General features: G+C 69.2%; 18 protein-coding genes. 8 read left to right on the forward strand and 10 right to left on the reverse strand.

Annotated elements, in window-relative coordinates; translation table 11 throughout:
* Positions 1–47: 47 nt before the first annotated feature.
* The 4 genes from SPOPO_RS0105550 to SPOPO_RS0105565 all read right to left on the reverse strand — a co-directional run bounded on the left by SPOPO_RS0105550 (position 48) and on the right by SPOPO_RS0105565 (position 3,723).
* Positions 48–1,340, reverse strand: a complete 1,293-nt coding sequence (locus SPOPO_RS0105550) for an amidohydrolase family protein (protein WP_019873796.1) — start codon at positions 1,338–1,340, stop codon at positions 48–50.
* 3 nt (positions 1,341–1,343) lie between these two features.
* The gene (locus SPOPO_RS0105555; protein ID WP_019873797.1) at positions 1,344–2,156 is read right to left on the reverse strand and encodes an SDR family NAD(P)-dependent oxidoreductase; all 813 of its coding nucleotides are present in this window, start codon (positions 2,154–2,156) and stop codon (positions 1,344–1,346) included.
* A 73-nt stretch (positions 2,157–2,229) separates the two neighbouring features.
* Positions 2,230–2,868, reverse strand: a complete 639-nt coding sequence (locus tag SPOPO_RS27910; RefSeq protein ID WP_019873798.1) for a TetR/AcrR family transcriptional regulator — start codon at positions 2,866–2,868, stop codon at positions 2,230–2,232.
* 30 nt (positions 2,869–2,898) lie between these two features.
* On the reverse strand, positions 2,899–3,723 hold the full coding sequence (locus SPOPO_RS0105565; RefSeq protein WP_019873799.1) for an amidohydrolase family protein: 825 nt from the start codon (positions 3,721–3,723) through the stop codon (positions 2,899–2,901).
* A 142-nt stretch (positions 3,724–3,865) separates the two neighbouring features.
* Here SPOPO_RS0105565 and SPOPO_RS0105570 point away from each other — a divergent pair, with 142 nt between their 5' ends.
* From SPOPO_RS0105570 to SPOPO_RS0105580, 3 genes are read left to right on the forward strand one after another with little or no spacing between them, the layout of a single operon-like run.
* A complete protein-coding gene (locus SPOPO_RS0105570; protein WP_019873800.1) occupies positions 3,866–5,020 on the forward strand; it encodes an LLM class flavin-dependent oxidoreductase in 1,155 nt (384 codons plus the stop codon).
* A gap of 43 nt (positions 5,021–5,063) precedes the next feature.
* Positions 5,064–6,281, forward strand: coding sequence for a cytochrome P450 (locus SPOPO_RS27915; protein WP_019873801.1), 1,218 nt, complete (start codon positions 5,064–5,066; stop codon positions 6,279–6,281).
* 16 nt (positions 6,282–6,297) lie between these two features.
* Complete coding sequence (locus SPOPO_RS0105580) at positions 6,298–7,557, forward strand: cytochrome P450 (RefSeq protein WP_084670898.1); 1,260 nt, start codon at positions 6,298–6,300, stop codon at positions 7,555–7,557.
* Here SPOPO_RS0105580 and SPOPO_RS0105585 read toward each other — a convergent pair.
* Positions 7,533–8,378, reverse strand: coding sequence for a hypothetical protein (locus tag SPOPO_RS0105585; RefSeq protein ID WP_019873803.1), 846 nt, complete (start codon positions 8,376–8,378; stop codon positions 7,533–7,535). The two genes, SPOPO_RS0105580 and SPOPO_RS0105585, sit on opposite strands and share 25 nt — an antisense overlap.
* A 111-nt stretch (positions 8,379–8,489) precedes the next feature.
* Between SPOPO_RS0105585 and SPOPO_RS0105590 the strand changes: the two genes are divergently transcribed.
* The gene (locus SPOPO_RS0105590; protein WP_028984541.1) at positions 8,490–9,245 is read left to right on the forward strand and encodes an SDR family NAD(P)-dependent oxidoreductase; all 756 of its coding nucleotides are present in this window, start codon (positions 8,490–8,492) and stop codon (positions 9,243–9,245) included.
* Between the two features lie 10 nt (positions 9,246–9,255).
* Entirely contained in the window at positions 9,256–10,662 is a 1,407-nt protein-coding gene (locus SPOPO_RS0105595; RefSeq protein WP_019873805.1) for an MmgE/PrpD family protein, read from the forward strand.
* 137 nt (positions 10,663–10,799) lie between these two features.
* Here SPOPO_RS0105595 and SPOPO_RS0105600 read toward each other — a convergent pair whose 3' ends face one another.
* From SPOPO_RS0105600 to SPOPO_RS0105615, 4 genes are all read right to left on the reverse strand, one after another.
* The gene (locus SPOPO_RS0105600) at positions 10,800–11,495 is read right to left on the reverse strand and encodes an ABC transporter ATP-binding protein (RefSeq protein WP_019873806.1); all 696 of its coding nucleotides are present in this window, start codon (positions 11,493–11,495) and stop codon (positions 10,800–10,802) included.
* Positions 11,496–11,558: 63 nt separating this feature from the next.
* Complete coding sequence (locus SPOPO_RS0105605; RefSeq protein WP_019873807.1) at positions 11,559–12,389, reverse strand: ABC transporter ATP-binding protein; 831 nt, start codon at positions 12,387–12,389, stop codon at positions 11,559–11,561.
* Entirely contained in the window at positions 12,386–13,489 is a 1,104-nt protein-coding gene (locus tag SPOPO_RS0105610; protein ID WP_019873808.1) for a Zn-dependent alcohol dehydrogenase, read from the reverse strand. The genes SPOPO_RS0105605 and SPOPO_RS0105610 overlap by 4 nt, the downstream gene beginning before the upstream one ends.
* 43 nt (positions 13,490–13,532) lie before the next feature.
* Complete coding sequence (locus tag SPOPO_RS0105615; RefSeq protein WP_245541766.1) at positions 13,533–14,354, reverse strand: metal-dependent hydrolase; 822 nt, start codon at positions 14,352–14,354, stop codon at positions 13,533–13,535.
* A gap of 235 nt (positions 14,355–14,589) precedes the next feature.
* Between SPOPO_RS0105615 and SPOPO_RS0105620 the strand changes: the two genes are divergently transcribed.
* From SPOPO_RS0105620 to SPOPO_RS32420, 3 genes are all read left to right on the forward strand, one after another.
* Positions 14,590–15,672, forward strand: coding sequence for a cytochrome P450 (locus SPOPO_RS0105620; protein WP_019873810.1), 1,083 nt, complete (start codon positions 14,590–14,592; stop codon positions 15,670–15,672).
* Between the two features lie 28 nt (positions 15,673–15,700).
* Positions 15,701–16,531, forward strand: a complete 831-nt coding sequence (locus SPOPO_RS0105625; protein WP_019873811.1) for a hypothetical protein — start codon at positions 15,701–15,703, stop codon at positions 16,529–16,531.
* A 93-nt stretch (positions 16,532–16,624) separates the two neighbouring features.
* Positions 16,625–17,116 (forward strand): hypothetical protein, encoded by a 492-nt coding sequence (locus tag SPOPO_RS32420; protein WP_051098281.1) that lies wholly within the window; start codon positions 16,625–16,627, stop codon positions 17,114–17,116.
* On the opposite strand, the gene SPOPO_RS0105635 is transcribed toward SPOPO_RS32420, so the two are convergent.
* Positions 17,113–19,659, reverse strand: coding sequence for a CaiB/BaiF CoA-transferase family protein (locus tag SPOPO_RS0105635; RefSeq protein ID WP_342672903.1), 2,547 nt, complete (start codon positions 19,657–19,659; stop codon positions 17,113–17,115). The two genes, SPOPO_RS32420 and SPOPO_RS0105635, sit on opposite strands and share 4 nt — an antisense overlap.
* Between the last annotated feature and the right edge of the window lie 81 nt (positions 19,660–19,740).

Consider the following 19,740-nt stretch of genomic DNA (forward strand, 5'->3'; position numbering starts at 1 on the left):
TCTTGACACCGGCCCGACCCTGGCCGGCGCAGTTCGGTCGGCGCCCGTCAGAAGGCGGTGGCGAGGGGCTTGTGGACGTCGCCGCGGGGGAAGTGGTCCTCGGTCGGGGGTGTGAGGAGCTCGGTGAGGTCGGGGCCGATGCGGGAGGCGAGGTCGGCGAGGGCGGGGCGGTCGAAGCCCCAGAGGTCGGCGGCGTTCTCGCCGAGCATGCGGCGGGCCTCGGCGGGAGCGACGCCGGCGGCGCCGAGGGTGGCGCGGAGGTACTCGGTGGTGCCGGGGCCGGCGCCCCAGGTGCCCTCGTGGTGCGGGTAGTCCATGCCGATGCAGATCTTGTCGACGCCGATGGAGTGCCGCGCCTCGGCCTCGGCGCGCGAGAACAGCGACGACCCGAGGAACACCTGACGGGCGAAGTACTCCGACGGCTTGCGCTTCACGATCTCGCGGACGTCACGCCGGAGGTAGCTGCTCTCCCACGAGTAGTCCATGCCGGCCATCGCGCTGACGACCCAGCCGGTGCCCTGCTCGGTCAGCGTCAGACGCAGGTTCGGGTGCCGCTCGAGGACCCCGCCCCACACCATGTGGTTCAGGATCTGCTGGGTGAAGAAGTAGGCCTGCGCGGTCATGATCGGCACCGCGCAAGCGGGGTGCGGGACCTTCATCAGCGAACCGGTCGGCATGTACGTCGTGACCGCGGAGATCGCCGTGTGGCTCGCGGCCGGCATCTCCAGTTCCTCGAGCACGTCCCAGATGGGGTCGAAGGCGCGGTCGAAGAACGGCGTCGTGTCGGGCAGCGTCGGCAGGACGATGCCGACCAGGCCCGCCTCCTTCGCCCAGCGGATCTCGGCGACGGTGTCCTCGACGTCCGCGAAGCTGACGACAGCGAGCCCACCGAGGCGGTCCGGGTACGCGGAGCAGAAGTCCGCGAGCCAGCGGTTGTGCGCCTTGTTGGCGATCTCGATCTTCTCCGGGCTGCGTGAGTAACCGATGATCGCCGCCTTCAGCGGCGGGTGCAGCTCCCAGGGCAGGCCGAAGTCCGGGAAGATCACCTCGGCCGCGATGCCCTCCGCGTCAAGTTCTTTGACGCGCTGGTGCGGGTCGGTCTGACCGGCGAGCCGGCCGGGATCGATGACGTTCTCGATCCAGTCGGCGACGAGTTCCTCGTCGAGCCGGTTGCGTAGGCTGGCCGGGTCGACGGTGCGCGCACCCTCACGCGCGAACACCTCGCAGAACTCGGCGAAGTCCTCGCGGTGCGACGCCGGGATGTACGGCCCGTACTCCGGCATCACAGCCACTGCGTGGCCGTCGGAGGAAACGATGAGGGTGCGCTCTGCCTCGCCCATGATTCAGCCCGCCACGTGAGTAGGTGCGTTGGGAACGCGGAGCGGGAAGCGCTGCGACACTCCCCCGTCCACGAAGAGCGTTGTTCCGGTGATGTAGCTCGACGCCGGTGACGCCAGAAAGACGACCGCGTTCGCGATCTCGACGTTGGTGCCGAACCGGCCCACGGGGATCGAGTCCTGCATCGCGATCCCCTGCGCGCTCAGCTCGCGGTTCGCGTCCGAGACGGTCGCGCCGAGCGCGACGACGTTCATGCGGATCCCGTCGCGCGCGTACTCCAGCGCGACGGACTTCGCGAGGCTGACCACGCCGGCCTTCGCGGCGCCGTAGGCCGCGGCGTACGGGCTGCTGACCTCGCCCGAGATCGAGCCGACCGCGACGATCGACCCGCCCGTCCCCTGCGCCTCGAGGAGGCGCACGGCCGCGCGCGTCACGCGCATGACGTAGCCGAGGTTCATCGTCAGGATGAGGTCCCAGTCGGAGTCGGGGGTGTCCCCGACTCGCGCCCACGGCGCGAACAGCGTGTGCCCGCCGACGACGGTGACGACGACGTCGAGTCCGCCCAGTTCGGCAGCGGCCCGCTCGACGATGCCGTCGGAGTCCGCGTCGTTCCGGACGTCGACGCCGATGCCGACCGCCGCGACCCCCGTGGCCGCGAGCTCGTCGGCGAGGGACTTCGCGGCGCTCTCGTTGTAGTCCGCGATCGCGACCGAAGCCCCGGCGGCGGCGAGCGCCCGCGTGGAGGCCCCTCCGTTACCGGGGCCGGCGCCCCCGATGACCAGAGCGCGCTTGCCTTCGAGCCCGAGCGACGTCGTCATGACGCCACGCTACGCCCGCCCGGAAGCCCTCGTCAACGCACGCGTTGAGGTTTTCCATGTCAGCGTTGACGGACTACTCCGCCGCGTATCCCGACAGATAGATCTCCGCGAACGTCCGGGCGATCTCCTCCGGCGCGACCGGGTAGCTCGGCCGGTACCAGCGGTGCATCCAGTTGATCATCCCGAACAACGCCAGCGCGGAGACGTTCACCGGCAGGTCCCGGCGCAGCGTCCTCTCGGTGCGCCCCTTGTTGAGGATCGACATCACGATGGCCTCGTACTCACGCGTCTGCGTGATGACCTCGACGGCCCAGTCGCTCTTCTCGTGCGAGTACCGGCGCAGATCCTCGGTGTTGACGTTCATGTGCGGATAGTTGTCCGAGTAGGACTTCACCATCGACAGGATCAGTTCGCGGATCTTGTCCGGCGTGCTCGCCTTGCTCTTCTGCACGGCCTTGGCCGCCGCGATGTCACGGGCCAACGCCTCGCGGACGATCTCCTGCAGCAGTTCGTCCTTGCTGCCGACGTAGTAGTACAGCGACGCCCGGTCGGTACCGAGAACCTCGGCCACGTCGCGCAACGTCGCCTCGAAACCACGCTCGCGGAAGACGTTCTTCGCGGCTTGGATGATCTCCTGGCGACGGGCGAGGTACCCGACGTTCCCCTCTTCCAGCGCGGCCCGACGCCGGGATTCAATTGCGCTACGCCCCATGGTCGAAAGCTACCTCACGGCTCGTCATGGTCAGGCGAAGAACATCGCGGAGGCGTTGAGCGAGAGGAACTTCTCAAGCTTGCCCGCGTCACGGAACGGCAGCCGCACCGCCTCGGTCAGACACCGTTCGTGGGTGAGCAACGGATAGTCGCTTCCCCACAGAATGCGGTCCGCTCCCCGGGTGTTCGCGTACTGCAGGATCGCCGGCGGGATGTGCTTCGGCGCGATCGCGGAACTCATCCACGAGACGTTCGGCCACTTCACCATCAGCTTCACGCAGACGTCGACCCACGGCTCGCCGCCGTGGGCGAGGACGACCTTCAGGTCGGGAAAGAACGCGCAGACGTCGTCGACGGCCAACGGGTCCTGGTACTTGCTCGGCACGTGCGGCCCGGGGAACCCGACGTTGACACTGACCGGCACCCCGAGCTCCACGCACTTCGCGTAGACCGGGTAGTAGGCCGGGTCGTTGTAGTACAGCTGGGTCTGCAGCCCGAGCAGGCGGATCAGCCGATGCCCCTCCCCGGTGACGAGTTCCTCGACGAGGCGAACCGCCGCCATCCCCTCCCGCGGATCGACGACGTGCGAGAGCGCGAACCGCTCCGGATGGCGGTCGCGCGCCTTCACGCACCACTCCCGGTCGCCCTCGCCGGCGTACCCCGAGCACAGCACGCCCTTCGCGACGCCGGCGGCGTCCATCTCGTCGATCAACCGCTCGAGCGTGGTCCCACGCTCCATGCGCGCGGCGAGGTCGGGGAAGAGTGCCGTGGCGGCGTTGGTCAGCGCGCCCAGGTTCGGGTTGATCCAGGCGTCGACCACGCCGGAGGGCAGCGGGAACTTCTCCGGTGTCGTCATCGTCCCCCGAGGCTAGCGGCGACACCCGGCTCAATCAACGCATGCGTGGGATTTTTCAACGCACGAGTTGACAGCTCGCTGCGGTGCGGAGCATCGTGGAGGTCAACCACCCCTCTCCCGCCGCGGCCATCGGAGGTCCGACATGAAGTTCCACCTCATCCAGCCGGGCATGATCGGGCGTCAGCACGAGATCAAGCAGGGCATGGCGGGCCAGAACAAGGTCCTGTACCAGCGCTACCTCGAAGAGATCCGCGGCTACGTGAAGCTGGCCGACGAACTCGGCTACGCGAGCTACGGCCACAACGAGCACCACCTCCAGCTGGAGGGGTTCGAGGTCACCAACCACCCCGGGATGTTCAGCCTCTTCGTCGGCATGCACGCCCAGCGCATGCGGGTCTCGACGCTGGGCTACGTGCTCACCACGCACAACCCGGTCCGCGCGGCCGAGGAGATCGCGACGCTGGACCACATGCTCGGCGGCCGCCTCAACGTCGGGTTCACCCGCGGCTACCAGTCCCGCTGGGTCGGGTCCTACGCCTCGGTCCGCGGCGCGAACGCCACCACCCCGCAGGACGCCAAGGCGCGCGGCGAGGTCGACACGATGAATCGCGAGATCTTCGAAGAGTGCGTCGGCATCGTGAAGAAGGCCTGGCTGAACTCGACCTTCTCCCACAAGGGCAAGTACTGGCAGTTCCCCCCGGAGACCGGCCTCACCGGCCACCCCGCCTACGAGAAGTACGGCGCCGGCATGGGCGAGGACGGGATGGTGCACGAGATCGGCATCGCGCCCCGTTGCTACCAGGACCCCCACCCGCCGCTGTACGGCGCGTTCGCCCACTCGATGCGCACCATCGACATGTGGGCCCGCGAGGGCGGCAAGCCGATCGTGATGGCGAACCAGATGGAGTTCTGCGAGGCCCTCTGGACGCGGTACATGAACACCGCCGCCGCCGCGGGGCGCGACGTGAAGCGTGAGGACGCGGCTGCGTGGGGCGGCGTGTTGATGCTCGGCAGCGACAAGGCCAAGCTCGAGCACAAGAAGGCCGAGCACGACTGGTACTGGCACGAGTTCTTCCTCCCCTTCGGCCAGGGCTACGCCAACTGCCTGATCGGTGACGCCGACGAGGTGTCGCGCCAGATCGAGGACGCCCACAAGCGGCTCGGCTTCAACGAGATGTGGCTCCAGTTCGGCCAGGGTCACCTCGACCCCGAGGAGAACGAGGAGGAGCTGTACGAGTTCATGGAGAAGGTCGCGCCGCGCTTCTCCACCAAGGCACCCGACGGCACCTGGGTCTGACCGCCGCCCCACCCGGACAACTCCTCGACGGAGAGGGAATGTCATGACGACTTCGAAGTGCCCGGTCTCCTCCCTGGTGGAGAACTTCGACTTCTCCGACCCGCGGGTCCGGGCCGACCCTCAGGCGGTGTGGGCCGAACTGCGCAAGGGCCCACCCGCCTGGTCGGACAACCACGGCGGGCACTGGGTCGTCAGCCGGTACGCCGACGTGGTCCAGGTCGTCGAGCACCCCGAGCTCTACACCTCGACGCAGGGCACGCCGTTCCCGCCGACCGGGTTCCCGTACCCGCTCCCGCCGAGCGAGGCGGACCCGCCGGAGCACGCGAAGTACCGCCGGATGGCGGCGCCGTTCTTCACCTCGCGCGCCCTGTCGCGGCTGGAGACGTCGATCCGCGCGGTCACCCGCGAGCGGCTGCGGTCGTTCGTCGAGACCGGTAAGGCCGACCTGGCGAAGGACCTCGCCGTCCACGTCCCCGCGAACGTCATCGCCGAGATGATGGGCTTCCCGCAGTCGGACGCCGGCTGGTTCGTCGAGATCACGGACCGCATGCTCTACACGGCCGAGCGGCCGGAGCTCGCGGAGGAGAACGCCGCGATCGGCGGCGAGCTCGTCGGTTACCTGATGAAGCATCTGCAGGCCCGCAAGACCGAGCCGCAGGACGACCTGCTGACCGACCTGGTCCAGTCCACGATGGACGGCCGGCCGCTCACCCCCGAGGAGGAGCTCGGCCTCGCCTTCTTCTTCCTCATCGCCGGGCACGAGACCACCGTCGGGGGCGTCACGTACCTGCTCTACCGCCTGGGTCTCAACCCCGACCAACGCGATGCCCTGATCGCCGACCGCACGTTGCTCCGCGGCGCGATCGAGGAGGGGCTGCGTATCGACTCGCCCGTCCTCCACCTCTCCCGCGTCGCCACGCAGGACACCGAGCTCGGCGGCGCGCGGATTCAGGCCGGAGACCGCGTCGTCGTCATCTACGCGTCCGCGAACCTCGACGCCGCCGCGTTCACCGACCCCGACACGTTCGACATCCGGCGTGAGCGCAACCGCCACGTCGCGTTCAGTACGGGCATCCACAAGTGCCAGGGCGCCGGTCTCGCGCGCCTCGAGATGAGCATCGTCGTCGACGAGGTCCTGGGCGCGATCCCGGACTACGTCGTCGACACCGGCGGCGTGACGTTCCGCAACGTCCAGGGCGTCCGCTCGGTCGCGACGCTGCCGGTGACCTTCACCCCCGGCAAGGCAGCTGACATCCCGTAAGAACTCAAGGAGCTCGATGTCCGTCGAACAGTGCCCTTATGCCCGAGTGACCCGGCTGGCGGACGTCACCAAGCTTCTGCGGTCGAAGTCCGCGTTGGCGAACGAGCCAGAACTGTTCGCCAACGTGGCCGAGGACCCGGTCAACGGTGAGATCAACGTGCGCGAGTTCCTCGCGGCCTCGTTCATCTTCTCCGAGGGCGAGTCCCACCGGTCGCGCCGCAAGCTGCTGAACCCACTCGTCCGGACCGACGCGCTGACCGGCATCCGGGAGGACATCATCCTCCCCGAGGCGGACCGACTGCTGGCGTCGATGCCGGCCGGCGCCGACGGAACCGTCTCCCTCGACCTCGTCGAGTTCCTCGAACGGGTCTTCATTCATTTCACCGCCCGGCTGATCGGCCTGACCGACCTGACCGACGAGCGCATCGCGCTGTTCCGGTCCCTGGCCGGCCCGATCGCCGCGGGGACGAGTTCGGCTTACCTCGCGGATCGGGCCACGATCAACGCCCAAGCGCTCGCCGCCAAGGCGCGCTACCGGGACGAGATCCTGCTGCCGTCCCTGGCCTGGCACCGCGAGATGCGCCGCCGCATCGACGCCGGTGAGGTCCACGACGACGAGGTGCCGGGCAGCTTTCTCAGGATGGCCGCCGCGGGCCTCGACCCCAGATGGGCGGACGACGACAACGTCGTGGTCGAGTCGTCCATGCTCTTCGCTGCCTCCGTCGGCACGAGCACGCAGTCGGTCGTGCACACGGTCGACCTGCTCCACACGTGGTTCGCGGCCCACCCGGAGGACCTGCCCGAGGCGACCGACCCCACGTTCCTGCTCAACGCGCTCTGCGAGACGATCCGGCTGCGCGCCCCGTTCTCGCCGTACAACACGCGCCGGGCGTTGGAGGACCACGTGCTCTCCGACGGCACGGCGGTCCGCGCCGGCCAGGAGCTGCACGTGGAGCTGATGGCCGCCAACCGTGACCCCGACGTGTTCGGCGACGACGCCCACGACTTCAACCCACGGCGCCCGCCCCCCGAAGGCAACCTGGCGCGGTACGGCGTCGGCTTCGGCATGGGCACGCACCAGTGCTACGGCCTGCGGGTCGTCGTCGGCAACGACGGCAAGGGCGGCGCCCATGTCGAACTGCTCCGCAAACTGATGTCGGCGGGTGTCCGGCCCGACCCGGACAACCCGCCGACATCGCTCGTCAAGGACATGAGCAAGTTCGCCATCGCGGACATCCCGCGATACCTCACCTACCCCGTGACGCTCTCCGCCTGAGGCGCCGTCACCGGAACGGCGGCGGCGGGCTTCGGAGCCAGCGGCGCGAAGCCCTCCGCCGGGAACAGGCGCATTGCGGCGTACATGGCCGCGATCTCCAGCGCGATGGTCACCAGCGTCGCCGCGTAGACCAGGCCCTGCGAGGGGTCGGTCGAGTGGATGACGGTCCACGTCAGGCAGGGCAGGAAGATCAGACCCACCGTCATCGCGAAGCCGGGCAGCAGGAACGCCGGGATCAGCTGGTCACCCGTCGGCAGCGAGCGCCGGATCCGCGCCGCGCCGGCGCCGACCCACAGCACAATCGTGAGGTTCATCAGCGGGATCCACATCGGGTAGTCCGCCAGCTTGAAGGCGCCGGGACCGTGGTACGTGTACTGCTCCATGACGTGCATGAAGAACAGCTCGCCGCCGGCGAGGTACAGGTAGAGCGGACCGGCGAGGACGATCGCGATCTTGCGCCGAGTCCAGCCCTGCTCGATCAACCACCACAGCGTCAGGCCGATGCCGCCGTAGTAGACCGCGTAGGAGAAGAAGACCCAGATCGGCATCGAGTTCTCGTACGAGCTGTAGATCGACTTCTGGCCGGGCTCGTAGTACCAGAGGTTGGCCACGACGTCGGGCAGCGGTTCGAGGAAGGCGCAGAACGTCGCACCGAGCGCGACGGCGAGCGGGACCCAGGTCCCGAACCGGCGCCGTAGCGCGAACGCGCCGGCGTACAGACCCACGAAGCTCACGCCGATGACGACCAACATGATGGCCGCCGCGGTCGTGTTCGTGGGCGTCTCGTAGATCTCTTGCGGTGGGACCGGGAAGGCCTGCATAGGGGCGTCCTGTTCCGGGAGACGTCACGTCCCGACGAACGTACTCCCGCCCGCTCGGCACCGTCAACGCATGTGTTGGAATTGTCAACGCCAGTGTTGTAACCTCAGCTCATGAGCAGTTTGGCGGGCCTGACGGCCGTCGTCACGGGCGGCAACGGAGGCCTGGGACTCGGCCTCGCCGTGGGGATCGCCAAGGCCGGCGGGAACGTCGCGATCTGGGCCCGGAATGCCGAGCGCAACATCGCCGCCGTCGAGGAGATCTCGCGGCACGGCGGCCGGGCGATCGCCGTCGCGTGCGACGTCAGCGACGAGGCGGACATCGAGGCCGCCATGAAGCAGACCGTCAGCGAACTCGGTCCGCTCGGCTGCTTCGTCGCGAACGCCGGCATCCATGCCGCCACCCCTCTCGTCGACACCTCGCTCGACGAGTGGCGCCGGGTCGTCGCCGTGAACCTGGACGGCGGGTTCCTCTGCACCCGCGAGGCCGCGCGCCAGTTCGTGAGCCAGGGTCAGGGTGGCGCGATCATCGTGGTCTCGTCGACGATCGTGCGCTACGGCGCCGCCGGCAACGCCGCCTACGCGGCCTCGAAGTGCGGGCTCGCCGGACTGGGACGCACCCTGGCCGTCGAACTCGCACGCCACCGCGTGCGCTGCAACATCCTGATCCCGGGCTGGACCCGCACCGGGATGAACATCGACCTCCAGGCCAACGACGCCTTTCTGAAGGCCACGACGTCGCGGACCCCGGTGCGCCGCTGGGCGAATCCCGAGGAGTTCCACGAGGTGGCCGCCTTCCTCGCCGACCCGAAGCTCACGTTCCACACCGGCAACGAGGTCTTCGTCGACGGCGGCTACACGATCTTCTGAGAGGACACCCATGAACGCCCCCGCGACGACCGTGGCCGAACGCCGCTCCATCCAGGCCGGGCAGATCACCCGGACCCTCAGCGAACACCTGGTCGGACTGCAGTTCTCCGACATCCCCGCCGACGCGGTGGAGCCGCTGAAGATCTTCACTCTCGAGTGTGTCGGCCACATGGTGCACGCGCTCCCCCAGCCGGTGAGCCGGCTCCTGGCGAACCACACGCGCGAGCTCGCCGCGGCGCCGCAGTCGGTGGTCGTCGGCTCCGGCTTCCGGACGTCAGCCGCGGAGGCCGCCTACGTCAACGCCTCGCTCGCGCACGCCGACGAGCTGGAGTCCTACGGCGCGCTTCCCGGGACGTGCCTGATCCCGCCGATCGCGGCGGCGCTCGCCGTCGGTGAGGTCGCGGACAGCTCGGGCCGGGACTTCCTCACCGCCGTCATCGCAGGTGTGGAGATGCAGGGCCGCCTCGGGGTGGCCGGCATCGGCGCCTGCGACCGCGGGTTCATGGGCATCTCGCTGGTCGGCCCGGGCGGGGCCGGCGTGACCGCGGGCCGCCTGCTGAATCTGACGACCGAACAGATGCAGCACTGCCTGGGTGTCGCGCTCCCGCTCGGCAACGGCAGCACCCGCGGCTGCGGGACGATGGCACACGTCCACGAGGCCGGCGTGCCCGCACGCACCGGCGTCTTCGCGGCGCAGGTCGCGGGCCAGGGCTTCACCGGCTGCGCCGACTTCCTCGACGGCGACTACTCCTGGGGCGAGCAGTACGCGGCAGGCGGGAACCGGCCCTACGATCCGGACGCGTTGACCGCCGACCTCGGCGGCGAGCTCTTCTTCGTCAAGGCCCGGATCGCGCCGAAGCGGTACGGCTCCTGCGGCCTTACGCACCAGAGCATCCACGGCACGATCGAGATCCTGCGCGAGCACAACCTCTCGCCCGACGACATCGAATCGATCGACGTGATCGTGCCGACCTTCGCCGACCGCATCGCGCCCTACCGCGACCCGCAGAACGGCGAGCAGGCGAAGTTCAGCATCCGCCAGGGCGTCGCCGGGCTGCTGGTCGGCGGGATCCCCGAGCTCCCGTACACCGAGGCCTTCTACGACTCCTCCGCCCAGGACCCGCGCTACGTCGCCGCGCGCGAGCGCGTCACGATCACCGTCGACAGCAGCGCCAACGTCCGCGGCTTCGCCGACCAGACCCTCACGGTCCGCCTGCGCGACGGCCGGACGCTGACCAAGGTCGTCCCGAACCTGCAGTCGACGCAGCCGGCCCTCGACGACCGACTCGCTATGGCCCGCCGCACCCTCGCACCGTTGGGTGCCGAGGCGACGGAACGCACCGTCGACCTGGTGATGAACCTGGAGCAGCACTCGGTGCGCGACCTGGCTGCCGCGCTCCTCGGCCCGACCCGCTGAGTCTCTTCGCCCGCCCCGCTCAACAAAGGGGTGTCACCCCTTACTGACGAGTAGGGGGTGTCACCCCTTACTCACAAGTAGGGGGTGACACCCCTTGTTCGAATCCTGTGGTCGGGCGGGGAAGGGCCGGCGGCGGGTCAGTGGCCGGCGCCGACGTAGCGTTCGGCGAGCTCCTCGGCGTCGATCTCCGCAGGCTGACCGGCGAACGCGACCGAGCCCCGATTGAGCAGGAAGACGAAGTCCGCGGCGGCGAGCGCGCGGGTCACGTACTGCTCGACCAGCAGCAGTGACGCGCCCTCACGGGCGAGCATCTCCAGGAACGCGAAGATCTCGTCGACGACCTTCGGCGCGAGGCCCATCGAGACCTCGTCGAGCAGGATGAACCGCGGCTTCTGGACGTAGGCGCGCGCGAGGGCGAGCATCTGCTGCTCACCGCCGGACATCGTCCCGGCCGTCTGCGCCATCCGCTCACCGAGGCGCGGGAACGCCGTGACCGCGCGGTCGAGCGCCTCGGCCTGGTCACCCTTGACGGCCTGCAGCAGCAGGTTGTCCCGCACCGAGAGCGAGCGGAACACGCCGCGACCCTCGGGGACGTGGCAGACGCCCTTCTCGACCAGCTTGTGCGGAGCGGCGCCCGTGACGTCCTCGCCGTCGATCAGCAACTGCCCGGCGGTCGGCTTCAGCAAGCCGGTTGCGACGCGGAGCAGCGTGGTCTTGCCCGCCCCGTTCGGCCCGAGCAGAGCGACGACGCTGGAGGCGGGGATCTTCAGGTTCACCCCCCGCAGCACCTGCGTGCCGGAGTACCCCGCGGAGATGTTGCGCAGCTCGAACATCGGCCAGTCCTTCTTCCGGTGGGGCAGCTCAGGCTGGGGAACGGGCAGGGAACGGGCAGTGACTCAGTGCAGCGTGACCAGGTCGTCGTCAGCGGAGGCGAGGCCCTCGGCCTCGCTGCCGAGATAGGCGGCGCGGACGACGGGCGAGGCCGCGACCTCGGCGGGTGTGCCCTCGAAGATCGGCTTGCCGAAGTCGAGCACGTGGATGTAGTTGCAGGTGGACATGACCAGGGCCATGTCGTGCTCGACGATGAGGATCCCGACGTTCCGCTCGGCGACGACGTCGCGCAGGATCTTGCCGAACGCCTCGGTCTCCTTGCCGTCGAGACCGGACGAGGGCTCGTCGAGGAGCATGATCGGGAACTCACCGGCGATGCAGCGCGCGAGCTCGACCAAACGACGCTGACCCGTACTCAGATCGGCCGGGCGGCGGGCCGCGAGATGGCCGATGCCGCACATCTCCAGCGAGCTCTCGGTCAGCTTGCGCAGCCGGTTCGTCTGGCTGGCCGTGGCCCGGATGTGCTTGAGCGGGTTCTTGCCGGCCATCGCGGCCTCGCGGCCGAGCTTGACGTTCTCCCGCACCGTAAGGGTGTCGAACAGCTCCATTCGCTGGAACGTGCGCCCGAGGCCCTTACGAGCGCGCGCCTGCGGCGGCGCATGCGTGACGTCCTCGCCGAACAGGTAGACCTTGCCCTCGCTCGGCCGGACCAGACCCGTGCACGCGTTGAACGTCGTGGTCTTGCCGGCACCGTTCGGGCCGATCAGGCCGGTGATCCGGCCCCGCGGCGCCTGCAGCGTCTGCCCGTCGACCGCGACCAGACCACCGAAGCGGACGACGACACCCTCGACGGCCAGACCGTCGACGGGCGGGCCCTCGTTCGAGCGGGCGTTCACTGCGAGCCCGAGGAAGCGCCGTCGAAATTGATCATCGCGCGGAGGACCTCGCCCTTCGCGGTGGCGTCGAGCGCCTCGTTGACCTGGTCGAGGGAGTAGCGGCGACTGATCATGCCCGCGAGGTCGAGCTTGCCCTCCTCGGCGAGCTTCACGTACCGCGGGAAGTCGCGCGACGGGATCGCCGAGCCGCTGAAGCTCGCGACGATGTGCTTCGCCCCGTAGATGAAGCCCAGGCCATGGATCGAGATGAACTCCGTGGGACTCATGGCGCCGATGACGACCGCCGTGCCGTTAGGTCGGGTCAGCTCGACGGTCTGCGCGACCGTCTCGGGCCGGCCCACCACCTCGAACGCGTAGTCCGCGCCCCGCCCACCCGTCAGCTCGCGCACCGCCTCGATCGGGTCGACGCCGGTGGGGTCGATGACGTCGGTCGCGCCGCGCTGGGTGGCCGCACCGCGCTTGAGCTCCACCGGGTCGATCGCGATGATCCGCTCGGCGCCGGCGATGCGCGCGCCCTGGATCACTGACAGGCCGACGCCGCCGCAGCCGACGACCGCGACGGTGGAGCCGGGCTGGACGTCGGCGGTCACCAGCGCCGCGCCCACGCCCGTCGTGACGCCACACCCGATCAGCGCCAGCTGCTCCATCGGCAGATCGGTCTGCACCGGCACGAGCACGCTCTCGTTCACCGTCATGAACTCGGCCATCGTGCCGAGGCCGCCGACCGCGGTGACCGCGTCACCGTTGGGCCGCGCCCCGTGCGGCGCCATCTGACCCGCGATCAGGTTCGAGCAGACGAAGGGCTGCTCGTGCTGGCAGAACCAGCACTCACCACAGGTGGTCACGAATGAGGCGATCACCCGGTCGCCCACCTGAACCCGGCTCACCGCCGAGCCGATGGCCTCCACGGTGCCCGCACCCTCGTGCCCGAGGATCACCGGCGGCGGAAAGCCCAACGTGCCGTCGACGAAGGAGAGGTCCGAGTGGCACACCCCCGAGGCACCCAGTCGCACCACGACGTCGTTCGGACCCGGGTCGAGCGGGGTCACGTCCTCGATCGAGACCGGCTCGTTGACGCCGACGAAAACTGCAGCCTTCATGCGGGAAGGGTCCTTCCGGGAGTGCCCAGGATCTCGGTGGGGGTCAGTCGGCGACGACGTAGCGCTCGGAGGCCTGGCGCAGGATGAACATCGCGCCCTCCATCGGCGGGAACGTCGTCGGGTCGTAGGAGCGCCGGTGCACCTTGGCGATGCGCGGTCCGGCGTAACGCAGCAGACCGAGCAGCGATCGCACCTGGCGGTAACGGCTGCGCAGCTTGCCCTGCACGCGCCCGGTGGCGAGGTCGTACTTGATCATGCGGTTCGAGTTCTTCAGGACGTACGCGAAGATGTGGATCAGCGCGTACCAGAGGCCGTAGAGCCGGTACCAGTGGTCGTCGTAGAGCACCTTGTAGGTCCCGTTGACCACGGCGCGGTGCTCGTACTCCTCGGCGACGTGCCAGAGCCAGAGGAACGTCGTCGGCTCGTCCCACTGCTGCATGAGGTGCGGCGAGCGGTCGAAGAAGAACCCCGACAACGCCGGCCCGAGGGTCTCGAAGCCCTCCGAGTAGGCCAGGCAGAACTTCGGGCCCTTCTTCTCCAGAAATCGCTGGTAATCCGCTTTCAACTTCTTCTCGGCCTCGTCCAGGTCATATCCGGCCCGGTACAGAACCTTGTTGAATTGCGCGTGCATTCGGTAATGCCGCGCTTCCTGCGAGTTGAACAGGTCGATGTCGGCGAGCAGCGCTTCCTCGGACGCCGGCACGCGGGTCTTGGCCTCGCGCATGGTCTTGATGAGGAACGGCTCGAGCTCGGGGGCGAGCGACGAGAACGCGTTGAAGACGTGGCTGAACTCGGGACCCGTGGGGTTCCAGTGGATCTTGGCGTGGCTGAAGTCGATGGTCACCTTGCGGACCTTCAACTGCATGTCGGACACGACGCCGGCCTCCTCGCACACCTTCGTGGATGTCGAGCGTAGTCGACACGCGCGTTGAATACAACACCGGTGTTGACTGGATCTACGCTCGCGCACTAGTTTTCCCGGACGCCCGAATACACCGATTCCGAGGTGCGCTGTGCGATTCGAAATGCGGGACCCCGAGGTCGCCCAAGAGCCCGGTCCCTACTACGCAAAGCTACGCGAAGGTTGCCCCGTCGCGCACGTGGACGACTTCGGCGGGTTCTACATCCTGAGCACCTACGCCGACGTGTGCGCCGCCGCCCGGGACCCGGAGGTCTTCAGCTCCGCGGACGGCATCACGATCCCCAAGCTGCCGATCCCCCCGCAGATCTGCCTGGAGCAGGACGAGCCCGAGCACGGCCGCTACCGGCGCCCGATGCAGCAGTGGCTCTCCCCCGGCCGGATGGCGAAGCTGGAGGAGTCGGTCCGCAAGATCGTCGACACCTTGATCGACTCCTTCGTCGACGCGGGCGAGGGAGACCTCGCCGCCGAACTGGCCGAGCCGGTGCCGCCGCTGGTGATGGCTTTGCTGATGGGGCTGCCGGACTCGGACTGGCACACCTTCCGCGACCAGATGAGCCGCCTCGTCGGCTACGCGGCGGCGGAGGACCCCGCGGCCGCGCAGGCCGCGTCGCAGGAATTCGTCGGCTACCTCGCCGGGCAGCTGACCGACCGCGCCCAGAACCCGCGCGACGACATGATGACCGACATCGCGACGCTGCAGATCGACGGCGAACCGCTGAGCTTCGAGGACCAGGTCTCCATGGCCTTCCTCCTGCTCGGCGCCGGCCACGAGACCACCGTCGGAGCTCTCGGCGGGCTGCTGTACTACCTCGCTCGCGACCCCGGCCTGCAGGAACAGCTGCGGGCCGACGCCTCGCTCGTTCCCGGCGCCGCCGAGGAAGCCGTGCGCCTGGTCGCACCCCTGCCGGGGATGGGCCGCACGGTGCGGGAGGACATCGCCGTCCGGGACACTCCGCTGCCCGAGGGGGCGACGGTGATGCTGCTCTACGGCAGTGCCAACCGCGATCCCGAGGAGTTCGAGGACCCGGAGGAGTTCAAGCTCGGCCGCGACAGCAATCGGCACGTCGGTTTCGGCCAGGGCATCCACCGGTGCGTCGGCGCGCCCCTGGCCCGCCTCGAGCTCAAGGTGGTGCTCGAGCAGGTTCTCGAGCGCCTGCCCGGTCTGGAACTGGCCGCGCCCGACGCCGCGGTGGCCCGGTACGGAACCAGCCGGAGCTACCGATCGCTGAACTGTCGTTGGACGACACCGCAGTCCAGCTGAGCTGACCCCGAGCCCCGGAGCCCGCCGCATGATGACGTTCCCGCTGCCGCCGGACGAGATCCTCAACCAGCCGGTCAACGAGACCGGCCAGACGATCATGAACATCGCGATCGCGGTGGGCGTCGTCGCCGTCTACGCGACCGCGATCCGGCTGTCGCTGGTGCACCGGACGGTGGTCCCGGTCATCGTCGCCCTCGGCTCGACGTTCTGCGCGCTGATCGAACCGATGCCGGACACGCTCGCGAACCTCTGGTACTACGCGCCGGGCCAGGACACGTTCTACACGGCGTTCGAGAACCCGTTCCCGGTCTGGACGTTCTTCAGCTACACCGCGTTCTACGGCGGGATGGGCCTGACGTTCTGGCGCCTGGTCGAGGCCGGCTGGTCACGTCGACGCCTGATTCCCGTCTGCGCGGGAGCGGCGCTCTACCTGCTGGGCGCGGAGCTCTTCATGATCAACGTCATGGAGGTCTACACCTACTACGGTCCGGCCGCGTTCATGGTCGGCGACTTCCCGGCGTGGATCCCGTTGCTCAACACCTTCATCGTGCTGACGATCGGCGTGGGCGCCGCCCGCATCCGGCGGTCGCTGCCGACCAGGGAGCAGATCGTCCCGGCGTTCTTCCTGCCGGCCGTGGCGATGGTCCTCGGCCTCGTCATGATCCCGCTCGTACTCTGGACCTACATCCACAGCGCGGCCCCGGACCATGTCGTCGTCTACGCGATCACGATCCTCACCGCGGGGATCGCGATCGCGATGATGCACACGACGATGCGCCTCATGCCCGCCGAGGGGTTTCCCCCGATCGAATCGACGCGGTCGGAGGCCCCGGAACGCGAGCGCGTGCCGGCGGCCTGACCCCTGACGTTATCCACAGGCGACGATCGGCGCGCCGGTCGGGAGCGGTCCTCGGGGTAGCGTCCCGGCGAGGGGGGTCGCACAATGACGAACATGCCGGGAGACGAGTACGACGAGCTCGAGGCGCGCGTCAGCGCGCTGGAAGCTTCAGTTGTCCCGTTGCGTGCGCGCAGCGCCGACGTGCGGGGTGAGTTCGCCCGCGTGCACGAGGAGATCGCCGGCGTGCAGACACAGCTCGCGCACCTGAGCGCGACGGTCGAGGACATCCGCGAGGAGCAGCGGGATCTCTCGGTTGCCCTGATCGCGCAGTCGGCGCGGTTGGACAACGTCGTCGAGCAACTCCAGGACCTTCGATCCACAGTCTTGATGCTGGCCCGCGCATCCAACGAGCACACTGCAACGCTCGCCGAGCACAGCACCATCCTCGACCAGCACACCGCCACCCTGGACCGGCACAGCACCATCCTCGACCAGCACACCGCCACCCTGGACCGGCACAGCACCATCCTCGACCAGCACACCGCGACGTTGGATCGCCACACCGGGCTGTTGCACGAGATCCTGCGGCGGCTGCCCGCGGCTTAGATGACGCCGTCCTCCGCGAGCCGGGCGATCTCGGACGACGACAGGCCGAGCAGCTCGCCCAGCACCCACTCGTTGTCCTCGCCGTACCCCGGGGCGCCGCGGTCGATCGGCCCGCCGATGTGGGCGGGCGTCTCCGACAGGCGGACCGGGAACTCGGCGAGCGGCCAGGTGCCGATCTTCGTGCCGGTCACCTCGGTCAGCCAGTTCAGGTGCGCCAGTTGCGCGTCGGTGTCGCACCGGTCGCCCGCGGTCTGGCAGACACCGGCGGGGATGCCGAGCGACTGGAGCCGCTCCATCGCCGCGTAGGACTCCCGGGTCGAGGTCCAGGCCGTGATCCGGTCGTCGAGGTCGGGCGACGCCAACCGCTGAGCCAGCGTCAGGTCCTTGGGCAGGCCGATTTCGGCCGCGAGGGCGCGCCATTGCTCCTCGGTCTGGCAGGCAATGGCGAGCCAGCGGTCCGTGCCGGCGCACCGGTAGATCCCGTGCGGGGCGGCGTCGCCGGTGACGGACGCGTTGCCGGTCCGGACCCACGGGCGGCCGGTGACCGAGTGCTGCAGCACCGCACCGCCGGCGACGTACAGCCCGGACTCGGTCTGCGAGGCGTCGATCCACTGCCCGCGTCCGGTCCGGTCGCGGTAGTGGAGCGCGGCGAGCATGGCCGTCGCGAAGCTGTAGGCGCCGATCCAGTCGAGATAGGAGTAGCCCCAACCCGCGGGCATCGCCGGCTCGGGCAGGCCGGACATCTCCGAGACACCGGAGAGGGCCGCCGCGACCGGGCCGACCGCGCGCAGGCGGCCGTAGCTGCCGGCCGTGCCCATCCCGGACTGCTGCGCATAGATGATGTCCGGCTTGATCTGACGGAGCGTCTCGTAACCCAGACCCCAACGGTCGAGCACACCCGGCGAGAAACCCTCGGCGACGATGTCGGAGACCGCGATCAGCTTCCGCGCGATCTCCAACCCCTCCGGGTGGCGCACGTTGAGCGAGAGCCCACGCTTGCCGGGGTTCTTGTTGTTGAACTGCCCGCCCATGTCGGGGTCGGTGACGCCGGGCAGGGGCGCCGTGGCCGCGTCGCGCGCCGCGCGGCCGCCGACCGGCGCCATCGCCGCGATGCGGGTGTCCGGGTTCGCCTTCCACTCGACCTTGATGCACTCGGCACCGAGCGCGGTGAGGAACCGTGTCCCGCCGGCGGAGGCGAGGAACCAGGAGAAGTCGAAGATCCGCACTCCCGCGAGCGGGAACGGCTTGCCGTGCACGGAGAGCTCGTTGCGTCCGAAGATGTGGTCGCTATAGCGCGCACTTGTTCGGACGTTCGAGGTGCGCCCGGCGAGCTCCTCGACGATCGCCTGGGTGTCCTCGCCGAGCAGCGGGGCGCGGCGGCCGACCGTCCAGGCCGGTTCGGTCGAGAGCCACTTGCTGACGGCATAGGTGTAACTGCGGCCCTGCTCGGGGTGCTCGACCTGCGCGAAGGAGCCGCGGGCGAGCCAGTGCTCGTCGGCCGCGTTCTCGTGCGGCTTGCGCAACGGCGAGCAGACGACGCCGGCGTCCTGCGCCTCGAGCCAGGGGAAGTCCTCGTAGGTGTACTTGCGGACGAAGCGCGCCACGAGATCCAGCACGCGCGCCGAGCGGTCGCTCACCGCGGAGCTGCCGGGGATGTTCCGCCCCGTCTCGGTGCTCGCGTCGTCTCCGAGGTCGGTCGGCATGCCGTGGGCGGCGAGGAAGTCGAGGATCTGCTTCTCGTTCTTGGCCCCCATCGCCATCGTGACGATCCAGCGACCGTCCTTCGTCTGCGCGATGGTCGGGACGCTCGACACCTTCTCGGCCGCGTGCCGGCAGGTCTGTCGGTGCAGCGGAGCGCGACGCATGACCCAGTTCATGAGGTCGAGCTCGGTGCTCTTCGCGACGGCCTCGTGCACAGCCAGCGAGAGCTCCTGCCCGGCCCCGGTGCGCTGTGCGTGCACCAGCGCCGCGAGGACGCCGATGACCAGCTGCTCCCCGGCGATCACGTACGACTGCCAGGCGGCCGGCGCGATCGGAGGGAGGTCGTAGAAGCCGTCCGGGCGCGGGTCGTAGCCACAGTTCATGACCGGACCGCCGAGGGCCAGGTGCACGAGGTCCGAGCCGACGTAACCCGCCCACGGCCCGTCGTCGCCGAACGGGGTCATCCGCGCGACGATCAGATTCGGGTGGCGCGCACGCAGGGCGTCGACGTCGAGCTCCGCTGCGAACGGTGTGGCGTCGCGACCGGCGAGGAGCAGCACGTCGGCGGTGGCCAGTAGGTCCTGAAGCATCGTCAGATCTGCTTCGGGGTCGAGGACTATCGACCGCTTCCCTCGGTTGTGCTGCCAGAAGAACATCGAGGTGTCCGGCGACGGGTCGCCGGCGAACGGGCCGATCCGGCGCGTGACGCTGCCGGTCGGCGGCTCGACCTTGACGACGTCGGCCCCGAGACCGGCCAGCAGGAGCCCGGCGTGCGCGGCGAGTTCGTCGGCGATCTCGACGACCCGAACGCCGTCGAGAATGCCCGGAATGAGATCGGGAATCGCCGGTCACCACCTAACGCGCACCGAAATACAATTCGGCGTGTCAGTCAACACTGGTGTTGAGTGTAGCCGGAATTACCG

The organism is Sporichthya polymorpha DSM 43042 (assembly GCF_000384115.1).
Taxonomy (GTDB): domain Bacteria; phylum Actinomycetota; class Actinomycetes; order Sporichthyales; family Sporichthyaceae; genus Sporichthya; species Sporichthya polymorpha.

Excerpts from the sequence above, each read along its gene's own strand:
- SPOPO_RS32420 (WP_051098281.1), top strand. The coding sequence starts at position 16,625 with ATGCCGGGAGACGAGTACGACGAGCTCGAGGCGCGCGTCAGCGCGCTG.
- SPOPO_RS0105580 (WP_084670898.1), top strand. The coding sequence starts at position 6,298 with ATGTCCGTCGAACAGTGCCCTTATGCCCGAGTGACCCGGCTGGCGGAC.
- SPOPO_RS0105555 (WP_019873797.1), bottom strand. The coding sequence starts at position 2,156 with ATGACGACGTCGCTCGGGCTCGAAGGCAAGCGCGCTCTGGTCATCGGG.
- SPOPO_RS0105600 (WP_019873806.1), bottom strand. The coding sequence starts at position 11,495 with ATGTTCGAGCTGCGCAACATCTCCGCGGGGTACTCCGGCACGCAGGTG.
- SPOPO_RS0105590 (WP_028984541.1), top strand. The coding sequence starts at position 8,490 with ATGAGCAGTTTGGCGGGCCTGACGGCCGTCGTCACGGGCGGCAACGGA.
- SPOPO_RS27910 (WP_019873798.1), bottom strand. The coding sequence starts at position 2,868 with ATGGGGCGTAGCGCAATTGAATCCCGGCGTCGGGCCGCGCTGGAAGAG.
- SPOPO_RS0105565 (WP_019873799.1), bottom strand. The coding sequence starts at position 3,723 with ATGACGACACCGGAGAAGTTCCCGCTGCCCTCCGGCGTGGTCGACGCC.
- SPOPO_RS0105625 (WP_019873811.1), top strand. The coding sequence starts at position 15,701 with ATGATGACGTTCCCGCTGCCGCCGGACGAGATCCTCAACCAGCCGGTC.
- SPOPO_RS0105610 (WP_019873808.1), bottom strand. The coding sequence starts at position 13,489 with ATGAAGGCTGCAGTTTTCGTCGGCGTCAACGAGCCGGTCTCGATCGAG.
- SPOPO_RS0105595 (WP_019873805.1), top strand. The coding sequence starts at position 9,256 with ATGAACGCCCCCGCGACGACCGTGGCCGAACGCCGCTCCATCCAGGCC.
- SPOPO_RS0105570 (WP_019873800.1), top strand. The coding sequence starts at position 3,866 with ATGAAGTTCCACCTCATCCAGCCGGGCATGATCGGGCGTCAGCACGAG.
- SPOPO_RS0105615 (WP_245541766.1), bottom strand. The coding sequence starts at position 14,354 with ATGCAGTTGAAGGTCCGCAAGGTGACCATCGACTTCAGCCACGCCAAG.
- SPOPO_RS0105550 (WP_019873796.1), bottom strand. The coding sequence starts at position 1,340 with ATGGGCGAGGCAGAGCGCACCCTCATCGTTTCCTCCGACGGCCACGCA.
- SPOPO_RS27915 (WP_019873801.1), top strand. The coding sequence starts at position 5,064 with ATGACGACTTCGAAGTGCCCGGTCTCCTCCCTGGTGGAGAACTTCGAC.
- SPOPO_RS0105585 (WP_019873803.1), bottom strand. The coding sequence starts at position 8,378 with ATGCAGGCCTTCCCGGTCCCACCGCAAGAGATCTACGAGACGCCCACG.